This window comes from Campylobacter sp. FU_520, assembly GCF_025772385.1.
In the GTDB taxonomy this organism is placed as follows: Bacteria; Campylobacterota; Campylobacteria; order Campylobacterales; family Campylobacteraceae; genus Campylobacter_D; species Campylobacter_D lari_C.
This window is the reverse complement of record NZ_JAKMRZ010000004.1, coordinates 105,013-116,356: the sequence shown is the minus strand read 5'-3', so window position 1 is coordinate 116,356 and position 11,344 is coordinate 105,013. Positions and strand designations below refer to the sequence as shown.

Annotated in this window: 12 protein-coding genes; 6 read left to right on the top strand and 6 right to left on the bottom strand. The window is 28.9% G+C overall.

The window, feature by feature from the left end:
* A partial coding sequence (locus tag L8W55_RS02660; RefSeq protein ID WP_263677204.1) for a glycosyltransferase family 2 protein occupies positions 1 to 417 on the bottom strand: 417 nt, incomplete at its 3' end.
* 66 nt (positions 418 to 483) lie between these two features.
* On the opposite strand from L8W55_RS02660, the gene L8W55_RS02655 reads away from it, so the two are divergent.
* Positions 484 to 1,869: a hypothetical protein gene (locus L8W55_RS02655; RefSeq protein WP_263677203.1), complete on the top strand. Its 1,386-nt coding sequence runs from the start codon at positions 484 to 486 to the stop codon at positions 1,867 to 1,869.
* On the top strand, positions 1,863 to 2,936 hold the full coding sequence (locus tag L8W55_RS02650) for a hypothetical protein (RefSeq protein ID WP_412175263.1): 1,074 nt from the start codon (positions 1,863 to 1,865) through the stop codon (positions 2,934 to 2,936). Before L8W55_RS02655 ends, L8W55_RS02650 begins: the two co-directional genes overlap by 7 nt.
* A gap of 2 nt (positions 2,937 to 2,938) precedes the next feature.
* Here L8W55_RS02650 and L8W55_RS02645 read toward each other — a convergent pair whose 3' ends face one another.
* Positions 2,939 to 3,667, bottom strand: coding sequence for a glycosyltransferase family 25 protein (locus tag L8W55_RS02645; protein WP_263677201.1), 729 nt, complete (start codon positions 3,665 to 3,667; stop codon positions 2,939 to 2,941).
* Entirely contained in the window at positions 3,655 to 4,470 is an 816-nt protein-coding gene (locus L8W55_RS02640) for a glycosyltransferase family 2 protein (RefSeq protein ID WP_263677199.1), read from the bottom strand. The genes L8W55_RS02645 and L8W55_RS02640 overlap by 13 nt, the downstream gene beginning before the upstream one ends.
* 53 nt (positions 4,471 to 4,523) lie before the next feature.
* On the opposite strand from L8W55_RS02640, the gene waaF reads away from it, so the two are divergent.
* The 4 genes from waaF (at position 4,524) to L8W55_RS02620 (ending at position 8,230) form a co-directional block, all read left to right on the top strand.
* Positions 4,524 to 5,438: a lipopolysaccharide heptosyltransferase II gene (gene waaF / locus L8W55_RS02635; protein WP_263677198.1), complete on the top strand. Its 915-nt coding sequence runs from the start codon at positions 4,524 to 4,526 to the stop codon at positions 5,436 to 5,438.
* Positions 5,439 to 5,530: 92 nt separating this feature from the next.
* A complete protein-coding gene (locus L8W55_RS02630) occupies positions 5,531 to 5,833 on the top strand; it encodes an HU family DNA-binding protein (RefSeq protein WP_039619003.1) in 303 nt (100 codons plus the stop codon).
* A 96-nt stretch (positions 5,834 to 5,929) separates the two neighbouring features.
* Positions 5,930 to 6,832, top strand: coding sequence for a cysteine synthase A (gene cysK, locus L8W55_RS02625; protein WP_263677197.1), 903 nt, complete (start codon positions 5,930 to 5,932; stop codon positions 6,830 to 6,832).
* 12 nt (positions 6,833 to 6,844) lie between these two features.
* Positions 6,845 to 8,230 (top strand): replicative DNA helicase, encoded by a 1,386-nt coding sequence (locus tag L8W55_RS02620; protein WP_087699265.1) that lies wholly within the window; start codon positions 6,845 to 6,847, stop codon positions 8,228 to 8,230.
* On the opposite strand, the gene tpx is transcribed toward L8W55_RS02620, so the two are convergent.
* The 3 genes from tpx to L8W55_RS02605 are packed head-to-tail and all read right to left on the bottom strand — an operon-like array spanning position 8,227 to position 11,260.
* A complete protein-coding gene (gene tpx, locus L8W55_RS02615) occupies positions 8,227 to 8,745 on the bottom strand; it encodes a thiol peroxidase (protein ID WP_263677196.1) in 519 nt (172 codons plus the stop codon). The two genes, L8W55_RS02620 and tpx, sit on opposite strands and share 4 nt — an antisense overlap.
* A 12-nt stretch (positions 8,746 to 8,757) precedes the next feature.
* Positions 8,758 to 10,101 carry a magnesium transporter gene (mgtE, locus tag L8W55_RS02610; RefSeq protein ID WP_263677194.1) on the bottom strand — a complete coding sequence of 448 codons (1,344 nt, stop codon included), beginning with the start codon at positions 10,099 to 10,101 and terminating at the stop codon, positions 8,758 to 8,760.
* A gap of 1 nt (position 10,102) precedes the next feature.
* Complete coding sequence (locus L8W55_RS02605) at positions 10,103 to 11,260, bottom strand: peptidoglycan DD-metalloendopeptidase family protein (protein ID WP_114640562.1); 1,158 nt, start codon at positions 11,258 to 11,260, stop codon at positions 10,103 to 10,105.
* Positions 11,261 to 11,344 lie beyond the last annotated feature (84 nt).

The following is an 11,344-nucleotide window of genomic DNA, read 5'->3' as shown; positions in this document are numbered from 1 at the left end:
TTTTATTAGTGGTTTGTTAAATTTAATATTGGTATTTATCAAAGTGTTATTTTCTTGCTCTATTTTGTAGTTAAACACTACCATATCTACATTTTTGATTTTTTCAAACCCAAGCTCACAAGCATTATATTCTAAATAATCATCAGGATCTAAAAACATTATAAAATCTGATTTTGCATTTAATACACCTATATTTCTACTAGCAAAGGTTCCTAAATTCTCTTCATTGTGTATGATTTTTATCCTATCATCTTTACTAGCATATTCTTTGGCTATATCTATACTTTTATCACTTCCACAATCATCTACTACAATGATTTCTATATCTTTAAAAGTTTGATTTATACAACTTTCTAATGCTCTAGCTATATATTTTTCTACATTATAAGTTGGTAGTATGATGGAAATTTGACTCATTTTAGCTCTTTAATAAAGTATGTTATAATTATAGCAATAATTATATTAAAAAATTTTTGGAGTAAAATGGAAAAATTTATTATTTCAAATAGAGAAGATAGTAATGGAACTAGATTTTTAGGACTGATAAGTGCTTTTTATGTAGCTAAAAGGAACAATATTAAGCCTTGTTTTACTTGGAGTGAATCTATTGAAAAGCTAGTAGCAACAGAAATGAATTTGCAAGTTGATAAAAGTTTTTCAAATCAAAAAATAATATCTACTAATATAGACCTTAAAGAAGATATATTTGCTCAAAATTTTATAAATGCTTATTGTATTGAACAATCAAAAATCAATGATATTTTTTCTGTATATAAAGAAAGTGTAAATGGATTAAAGCATTTTGAAGAATTTATTAAAAAAGGAGATAAAACCTTTTATGAGGCTCCTTTTTGGATGATGTATTATTGGAAAGATGTTGATAAAGAGGATTATTTAAAACAGGCAAAATATATATGGGAAAATGAGATTGTTTTTACTCCGAAAATTTTTGATATCATAACTAGCGCAAAAAAACAAGCTGAAAAAATAGAAAACTATATAGCATTACATATTAGAAATGGTGATACAGTCTATTCATATGCTAATTTCAGGAAGTATAATCTTAGTACAACATATCATGCAACTCCATATGAAATAGCTATCGAGATAATACAAAAAGAATTATCTTTGGGAAATAAAATAGTTGTCTTTACAGATGATATTTCTTCTGTAGAAGAAATATTAAGAATAGTGAAATCCAAAAATATTTTCTTCGCCAATGATTTGAGAGATTTTGATTCTTTAACACCAACTCAAATGTTGATATACGATATAACTTTAATGTCAAAAGCAGATAAAATTTATGGAACTTATTCGGCTGTAACTAGATTATCGTCTATAATTGCCGGACATGGACAACATATTAATCCTTATGAATTATTTAGCAAAAAAGAATTTTATAATGTAATGAAAAAAAATTTTAATTTGCTAAAATTGCATCCAGATCAAAAAGCATTCTCATTGTTTCATTTATATTTAAGCGGATTGAAGAATAATGAAAAATTTGAAATTCTTGAAAGTTACTTAAAGATGGCGTTAGAATTTGACAATGAAAATGATAAGTATAGAATATATATTGTAGATTGTTTAATGAAACAAGGAAAAATAAAAGCAGCTGAAGAGTATCTTCAAGAAATTTTTAAAACTAGAAAGAAAGAATTTATGAGTTTACTTTTGCCAAATAAAGGCGAAAGCTCTTTTTTGAAATTACTTATCAACTATCACATAAATAATTCTCCAAAATATAAACATATTTATGATATTTATCTCAAAAGTCTTGAGTGTATTCCAAAATATTTTCACAAAAAACGCCATAAAATTACACTAGGAAAGCTTTTGAAAAAAACTTGTTTAAGAAAGAGATTTTAATGAGTATATATTATATAAAATTCTTTTTAAGTAGAATGATTTGTCTTTTTTGTTTTAGTAAAAAATATAGAAAAAAAATAAGAAATTTTTTTATAGGACCAAAGCAATTATATTTTGATGATATTGATAGTAAAATTCCTAGTGGAATTCTGAAAAAAATACAGAGTGTTAATAATGAGCATTTTATAGGTATTAATAAATTGTGTAGTGGTAAACATGAAGGTTTTTTTAGTTTTGATTTGGAATCAAAAAATCCAAAATCATCATTAAATCCTTGGGCGTATATAAGAGTGAAAAATGAAGCTATTACTTTAAGAGCTTCATTGGAGAGTATTTTACCGGCTATACAAAGAGGAGTGATAGGATATAATGATTGTACAGATGGTAGCGAAGAAATTATTTTGGAATTTTGCAAGCAGTATCCGACTTTCATACCAATTAAATACCCTTACAATGTCGATATTAATAATCCAAAGGAAGATATTAATAAATTTTATTATTACTGTAATTTTTTAATGAAATATATACCTCAAAATGAATGGTTAGTGAAAATTGATGTGGATCATATCTATGATGCACAAAAACTGTATAAGAGTTTTTATATTCCTAGAGATAATTTTGACTTAGTAGCTTATTCTAGAATGGACTTTATTTATAAAAACAATGATGTTTATATACGAAGATTTCCAAAATTTGGTTGTTTAAATAATGTAGGAAACGATCAGTTTTTAATTAAGAATATTAATTTGCGTTGGCAAGAAAATAGAGATACTATAGGAAAAAAAATATATTATTTAGAAAAAATGAACATAAAGAGGTATAAGATATTTCATACAGAATTATTAAATTACCATTTTCCATGTGAGAAAATAAGAAAACATAACACTATTGATGACGTGGAATTGATTTCAGTAGATGATTTTATGAAAAATGATTTTTTTAAGTATAAAAGTTATATTGATGTTAAATTGTTAGAAAAAGAGAAAATTCTATCTTTCAAAAATCAATTTGATTATTCGAAATTTGATAAAAAAGAACAATATGATACAAAAGATTATATTTTTTGAAGCTAATTTTTAGATAGAGATTTCAAAATGTAAAAATAAAATCTTACAATTTCTCTTATAATTTTAGATGGTATGCTAAGTTTCTTTTTTCTTTGTGTTATGGTGGTTTCTACATGATTTAAGTCAAGTAAAAATGGTTTATAGATGATGTTTTGCATTTTATTATAATAATACATATCCATATAATCATCTACGGGCTTAAACCAATATTTTGCCTTTTTAATAAACTTTTTTGCAGCATTTGGGTGTATAAAATATCCTTGCGTGCCACCAGTATTCTCGTAGCTTATGTAAAAATTGTTATTTAAATGGTGTATTCTTTTATCAAAAAGGTAATAAAATCTTATGTATTCATAGTTGCTATTTAGTAATTTTTCAATGATATTTGAGTTGTTTAAAAGCTCATCACTAAAAATAACATCATCTTCTAAAATGATGATAGGGTTATTAAGTTCTTGGCATTTTTTCCATAAACTATAATGAGATGCAAAGCATGATTTTTCACTATCGCTAAGTTCGCGTCCAAGTACAAATTGACACCACCATGGGAAGTGGCTTTTAAACTGTAAATGTTCATTTTTAGAACCATCGATAGCTTTAAAAAATTTAAATTCTAGTTGATTTTTTAAATTCGGATTATATGTGAAGAGTTTTTGAATCTGTTTTTGCATAAAATTTTTTCTATCTTCTGAGCGTTCTAGATTGATGATAAAAACTTTTACTTTTTCCAAACTCTACTCTCTAACCCTAAAATTTCTTTCTCTAAAACTTCTAATATTTTTTCATTAAAATGTTTATGTGAAAAAATATTAGCTAATTTTTTAATGCATTTTAAACTTTGCTTTTTATGCTCGTAATTTTGCCATAAAATTTCTTTATTTTTGTTTTCATATCTACCATTTTCATTAAACTCGTAATGATATATACATTCTTGAGATATAAAAAAACTTTCACTAATTATAAAATTTATATAGTTAAAAAGCACATCCTCCCCATAGTAAAGCCTTTCTTTGAAATCAACATATTCAAAACTTTTTAATATCAAATTTTTTCTATATACTTTTGCCCAAACACTCCAGCAAAAATGTTTTTGCTTAAGTAAAAATTCCATAAAATCATCTTTATTAAAAAGCTCATCTTGTTTAAATCTATAAAATTTCTTAAATTTCACTCTATGTACATATGCATCAAACACTACCATATCTACATTTTTAATTTTTTCAAGCCCAAGTTTACAAGCATTAAGTTCTAAATAATCATCAGGATCTAAAAACATTATATAGGGTGAACTTGAATTTAATACACCTATATTTCTACTAGCAAAAGTTCCTAAATTCTCTTCATTATGTATGATTTTTATCCTATCATCTTTACTAGCATATTCTTTGGCTATATCTATACTTTTATCACTTCCACAATCATCTACTACAATGATTTCTATATCTTTAAAGCTTTGGTTAATACAACTTTCTAATGCTCTGGCTATATATTTTTCTACATTATAAGTTGGTAATATGATGGAAATTTGGCTCATTTTAGCTCTTTATTTTTTTGATATAATTATAGCTTTTATTTTTAAGGAAAATCATGAATATTTTTATCAACCTTCCTACTTGGCTTGGCGATGCGGTGATGGCTAGTGCAGCTATTTATGCTATAAAAGAAAAACATCCCCAAGCTAAATTTACTTTTTATGGTTCTTTTGTGAGTATAGAGCTTTTTAAATGCTTTGAAAATGCTCAAATTTTAGTAGAAAATAAAAAGCAAAGATATAAGCAAATTTTACAAGTTAGAAAAAACCTTGGTAAATTTGATCTAGCTTTTTCGTTTCGCTCGGCATTTTCAAGCAAGATCATTTTAAATCTAATCAAAGCAAAAAAAAGATTTTATTTTGATAAAAATATTCTAAAAGAAGAACATCAAGTCTTAAAATACTTAAATTTCATAGAAAAAGCCTTAAATTTTAAAGCTACTTCAAATTCTTTAAAACTCCCTATAAAAGCAAAATCAACTCAAAAAATTTTAGGTATAAATCCAGGTGCGCATTTTGGAAGTGCGAAAAGATGGGAGGCGAGTTATTTTGCAAGGGTAGCAAAAGAATTTAGCCCAACTCATCAAATTTTAATCTTTGGAGTAGAAAGCGAGAGAGAAATTTGTAATGAAATTGAACATTATCTTTTAAAAGAAGGCATAAGGGCAAAAAATCTTTGTGGTAAAACTAGTATTTATACTTTATGTAAAAATATTTCTATGCTTGATTTACTCATCACAAACGATAGTGGTCCTATGCATATAGGTGCAGTTTATAGGGTAAAAACGGTGGCCGTTTTTGGCTCGACCAAATTCAGCCAAACCTCGCCTTGGCAAGAAAATGCTAAAATAGCACATTTAAATTTAGCTTGTATGCCTTGTATGCAAAAGGTCTGCCCTTTAAAACACCACAAATGTATGAAAGATTTAAAGCCTGAAGTGGTAATAAATTTAGCAAAAACATTTTTTTAACATATTTTTATTTTCGATTTGGGTTTAAACCTCTTGCAAAAGCTTGATAAATGTGTTAAACTTAACAATCATTTTTAATCAAGGAGCTTTTTATGACTAAAGCAGATTTTATTTCTCAAGTTGCTCAAACTGCTGGGCTAACTAAAAAAGATGCAACTGCAGCTACTGATGCAGTAATCGCTACTATTACTGATGTATTAGCTAAAGGTGATAGCATTAGCTTTATCGGTTTTGGTACATTTTCTGTAGCTGAAAGAGCTGCTAGAGAAGCTAGAGTACCAAGCACTGGTGCTACTATCAAAGTACCTGCTACTAAAGTTGCTAAATTTAAAGTAGGTAAAAACCTTAAAGACGCAGTTGCTGCTGCTAAAACTGCTAAAAAAGCTAAAAAATAATTCTTTGCGCAAAAGTTAAAAAACTTTTGCGTTTTTCTTCGTAGTTAAGTATTAATTTTCTTTTGATATTGTTTTTAAAAAATTAGAAGGAAAACAATGTCAGTTTATAATAATATTTTAGATTGTATAGGTAATACCCCGATTGTTTCTTTAAAAGAATTTGCTCCAAATCTTTATGCTAAATGCGAGTATTTTAATCCAAGTCATTCTATAAAAGATAGAGCGGCCGTGGAGATGATAAAACAAGCTTTAAATGAAGGTAAAATCAATCAAGAAACAACCATTATAGAAGCCACAAGTGGAAATACCGGCATAGCTTTAGCAATGATTTGTGCAAGCTTAAAGCTTAAACTTATCATAGCTATGCCTGAGTCTATGAGTATTGAGCGTAGAAAAATGATGAGTTTTTTTGGTGCAAAGCTAGAGCTTACTCAGGCAAGCAAAGGTATGCAAGGAGCGCTTGATAGAGCTAATGAGCTTTTGAGTGAAATTCCAAATTCGTTTATGGTAAGTCAATTTGAAAATATTAACAACAAAAACGCACATAGAAAAAATACTGCCTTAGAAATTTTAAAAGCTTTGCCTGATCTTGATATTTTTTTAGCAGGTTTTGGTACAGGTGGGACTATTAGTGGAGTGGGAGAAATTTTAAAAGAACACAATCCTAATGTCAAAATCATAGCCTTAGAACCTGCATCTTCGCCACTTTTGAGCCAAAATACCGCTGCAAGCCATAAAATTCAAGGTATAGGTGCAAATTTTATCCCTAAAATTTTAAATCAAAAAATTATAGATGAGATAGTTTGTGTAAGTAATGAAGATGCTATAAATACAGCCTTAGAGCTTGGTAAAAATGGCATAATGGCAGGAATTTCAAGTGGTGCAAATGTATATATGGCTAGAAAAATTGCTTTAGAAAATCCCGATAAAAAAGTCTTAACTATGCTAAATGATACAGCCGAGCGATATTTGTCAACTGATTTATTTGCAAATTTATAATTTGGAGTATGTATGAGTCAAAATAATGAGCATTTTGATTTAGATCTTGAAAGGGCGATTTTAAGTTCTTGCATATATAGTGAGGATTCTTTTTTTAGCATTTCTTCAGATATTGAGATTAATGATTTTTCACTCAAAGCTCATCAAGATATTTACAAAGCTATTTTAGCTTGTGTGAATGCAGGCGAGCCTATAAGTGCAAGTTTTATAAGAAAACACAAAAAAGTAGATGAACAAATTTTAGCTGAAGTTTTAGCCACTACTTCCATAGCGGATGTGAGCAAATATGCTTATGAGCTAAGAGAAAAGTCCATTAGACGCCAACTTTTAAATTTTGCTTATACTATACCTACAAGGGTTAATGAAGATAAAAGCATTTCTCAAATTTCAGATGAAATAGGCAAAGAGATTTTTAATCTTACTAACCGTGTAAATAGTAATAGTATTAAAGATATGACTATGGTAATGTCTGAGCTTATGGATGAGTTTAAAAAGCAAAAAGAAGCAGAAAACAAAGATATTTTAGGACTTGATACAGGTTTTAGTGAGCTTAATAAAATGACAAAAGGCTTTAAACCTGGCGATCTTGTAATCATCGCAGCACGCCCTGGCATGGGAAAAACTACAATTTGTCTTAATTTTATAGAAAAAACACTAAGACAAAATAAAGGTGTTGTGATGTTTTCACTAGAAATGCCTGCTACACAAATCATGCAAAGATTAATCAGCGCAAAAACTTCCATTCCTTTGCAAAAAATTCTAATCGCAGATTTAAACGATGATGAGTGGAGTAGGGTGGGTGATGCTTGCAATGAATATGCGCAAAAAAATCTTTATATTTACGACAGTGGCTATGCTAGTATAGCTGATATTCGTTCGATTTTACGTAAAATCAAAGCTCAAGATGAGAGTATTGAACTTTGCGTAGTTGATTACATCGGTCTTATGATGAGTAATTCAGCTTTTAATGATAGGCATTTACAAGTGAGTGAAATTTCAAGAGGTTTAAAGCTTTTAGCAAGAGAATTAAATATGCCAGTAGTGGCACTTTCGCAATTAAATCGTTCATTAGAAAGTAGAGCAAATAAGCGTCCTATGCTTAGTGATTTAAGAGAAAGTGGCGCTATAGAACAAGATGCAGATACGATTTTATTTGTATATAGAGATGAGGTTTATAGAGAGCAAGAAGAAAAAGAAAGAGAAAATAAAGCTAAAAATGAAGGCAAAACTTATGAGAGAAAATTTATGCCAAATCCTGTTCAAGAAAAGGCTGAACTCATTATAGGTAAAAATAGAAATGGTCCTGTAGGGCATGTGGATTTGCTTTTTTTAAAAGAAAAATCATGCTTTATTGAAGCTCCAAAAGAAGATTTTGTGGTTACAAACTTTGAAGGTTAATTCAAAGGGTAACCATAATTTTTATGCATAAAAAGTTCTAAATCCTTAAAATCAATTTTTCCCATTAGTTCTTCTACGAGTTGCTTATACACTATTTTTCCATCTTTGACTACAAAGGCTGCTCTTGCTAGTAATCCTGCAAACACACTATCGCCTATTAAAACTCCATAATTAGTACCAAAATCTTTAAAAGCAAAATCACTTGCTACAATAATATCATCAACCCCTTCAGTAGCACAAAAACGATCCATAGCAAAAGGTAAATCCATACTAATAATAATAACTTCGATATTTTTCATAGAAGCTAATTTTTTGTTAGTTTCTTTTGCTTGCTTAGAGCATACTTGAGTGTCTAAACTAGGAAAGGTTAATAAAATTTGAGTTTTTCCAGGTGGTGCTATTTCTACTGGAGCAAGATTTTTAGTTCTTAGAGTTATTCTTGGAGCATTATCGCCAACTTCTAGCTCATCTCCTATAAGTTCTATTTCTTGATCTTTATATATAATGCTTGACATAATTTCCCTTTTTTATAATAAAATCATTTTTGCTAAAAGTAAAAAACTAAAAAATCCCAAACCATCGGTAATTGCAGTAATCACTACACTTGATCCTACCGCAGGATCGATTTTAAATTTTTTCAAAGTTAATGGTACAAAAGAACCCACAAAGCCTGCTAATGCTAGATTAATTAGCATTGATAAGGCTATAACAAGTCCTAAAAGAGCTGTTTTAAACCATATAAAGGCTATAATGCTCATAATGCTAGCAAATATAAGCCCATTTAATAAAGAAATTCCACTCTCTCTTAATATAACTTTTTTAGCGTCTTTAAATTCTACTTCATTGAGTGAAAGTTTTCTAACCGTTACTGCTAAAGCTTGTGAGCCTGTATTGCCTCCCATAGAAGCTACGATAGGCATAAGAACTGCTAGGGCTACAAGTTGTTCTATTTCGCCTGAAAAAAGACTGATAATATTAGCTGAGATTAATGAAGTAGTAAGATTGATCATAAGCCAAAAAGCTCTAGCTTTAGCTGCTTTAAAAGCACTTTCTTCTTCGGCGTCTTCATCAACTCCGGCTAAGTTATAAATTTGTTCTGTTGCATTTTCTTGGATTAAATCATGGATATCATCATAGGTAATTCTACCTAAAAGCACTTCATCATCATTTACAACCGCTAAAACACTCAAATCATAATCTTCTACTATATCAATAGCCTTTTGTATATCTTCATGATCTTTAATGCTATAACATTTATATTTTTCGTTATTATTTTTAATAATATCTGCAAAACTTAGTTTAAAATCCCAAATCAAAAGATCGCTTAAGTTGATAGCATTACAAAGCTTTCCTTGATTATCTATGATATAAACTTGAAAAATTTGATCCACTTGTCCTGAGTGTTTTAAAATTCTATATCTTTTAATAGCCTTTTCTATACTCTCATCAATAGAAGCTGTGAAAATTTCTGTTTGCATATAAGCACCAGCGGTATTTTCATCATAATTTTTAAGGCGTAAAATTTCTTCTTTATCTTCGGAACTTAAGCGGTTTAAAATGGCTAAAGTTTTTTGTAGATTTAGCTCTTCAAAACGCTTAATCAAATCTGTTGCATCATCACTTTCAAGCTCTTCTACCGCTTTTGCAATCTTTATAATGCTTAAGTGTTCTAAAATATCTTCTAAGATATGTTCAGGTGTTATAGTAGCTACATTTGCAAGTGTGTAAGTATCAAAAGATTTAAGAGTTTGTAAATAAAGTTCTTCATTGTATCTTTTGATAGTCTTTAGGGCTTCATTGGTTTCATAGGTGCTTTGATCTTTGGAAATATTTTTTAAAAGTTCTTGTGCTTCTAAAAAATCATTCATCATTTCAAAGCTCCATAGAATTTTCTATATTTTGTTCTTTTGGTGGATTTTTATAGTTTTCATCAATGCTTTGCAAGCGATTTTCATACTCTTTTGCCATTTTTAAAAATTCTTCTTTGTTTTTACCGCTTAGGCTTGATTTTGGAATTTTTACTATGGTTTCAGGATTAATTGCTTTGTTATTTAGATAAAGTCCAAAATGCAAATGTGGCCCAGTACTCATACCAGTAGAGCCTACATAAGCAATCACTTGGCCTTGTTTGACTTTTTGACCACGTTTGATTTTTGCAAAACGACTAAGATGAGCATATAAAGTCATATAACCTGATACATGTTTTACTTGTACAACCTTACCATAACCACCTTTTGTTCCAACAAAGCTAATCGTCCCATCTCCTGCACTTTTAACCGGAGTACCTGTTGGAGCCGCATAGTCAATACCTAAATGCGCTCTATAGCGTTTTAAGATAGGATGATATCTTGCTCTAGTAAAGCGATCTGAAATTCTTGTGTATTTAACAGGTTTGGTTAAAAAGAAATTTTCAAGCTCTTTTCCTTGAGCATTGTAATAAGAATCTTTATATAAAAACACAGAATATTCTTTACCTCTAATGTTAGCTAAAGCTGCTTGGATGTTAATGTCGCCAAAAAGTCTTCCTAATCTTCTTTTTTGCTCATAAATTAATACTACACTATCGCCTTTTCTGACATTTTTAAAATTAACACTATTTTTAAAAGCTCTTACCATGGCTCTTGCTAAGGTTACGCTACCACTTTCATCATAGACATCTTGATAAGCTGAGTTGTTAATAGCTACGCGAATAGTTCTTTTTTCTTTAGTGTAAGAAATAGGAGTAAAACTTAATACGAATTTGTTTTCATTATTTTTGTAAATATGAATTTGTAAATCATCACTAATTGGGATTAAAACTTGCTCAAGTTCACCTTGCTCGTCTTTTAGCATTTGGTATTTAATACCACTTGCAATTTCTGCGCTTAGTTCTTTATCTTCGGTATCAAGATTATAATATAAATTAAGTGGTATAGAATGATCTTGTAAAAAATCAAGTAAAGTTTTGCCATTTTCCCAAGAAAGTTCTTCAACACTTGAAATAGCAAAAAGTTTTATGGATATAAGTAAAGATATGAAAATTTTTTTCATGATAATTTAAAGCCTTCTAAAATTTAAACATAAATTTGTATTTTACTTAATTTTTCTTACAATTTTGTAAGGAAAAAACAATAT

Excerpts from the sequence above, each read along its gene's own strand:
- L8W55_RS02620 (WP_087699265.1), top strand. The coding sequence starts at position 6,845 with ATGAGTCAAAATAATGAGCATTTTGATTTAGATCTTGAAAGGGCGATT.
- L8W55_RS02605 (WP_114640562.1), bottom strand. The coding sequence starts at position 11,260 with ATGAAAAAAATTTTCATATCTTTACTTATATCCATAAAACTTTTTGCT.
- tpx (WP_263677196.1), bottom strand. The coding sequence starts at position 8,745 with ATGTCAAGCATTATATATAAAGATCAAGAAATAGAACTTATAGGAGAT.
- L8W55_RS02640 (WP_263677199.1), bottom strand. The coding sequence starts at position 4,470 with ATGAGCCAAATTTCCATCATATTACCAACTTATAATGTAGAAAAATAT.
- waaF (WP_263677198.1), top strand. The coding sequence starts at position 4,524 with ATGAATATTTTTATCAACCTTCCTACTTGGCTTGGCGATGCGGTGATG.
- mgtE (WP_263677194.1), bottom strand. The coding sequence starts at position 10,101 with ATGATGAATGATTTTTTAGAAGCACAAGAACTTTTAAAAAATATTTCC.
- cysK (WP_263677197.1), top strand. The coding sequence starts at position 5,930 with ATGTCAGTTTATAATAATATTTTAGATTGTATAGGTAATACCCCGATT.
- L8W55_RS02630 (WP_039619003.1), top strand. The coding sequence starts at position 5,531 with ATGACTAAAGCAGATTTTATTTCTCAAGTTGCTCAAACTGCTGGGCTA.
- L8W55_RS02655 (WP_263677203.1), top strand. The coding sequence starts at position 484 with ATGGAAAAATTTATTATTTCAAATAGAGAAGATAGTAATGGAACTAGA.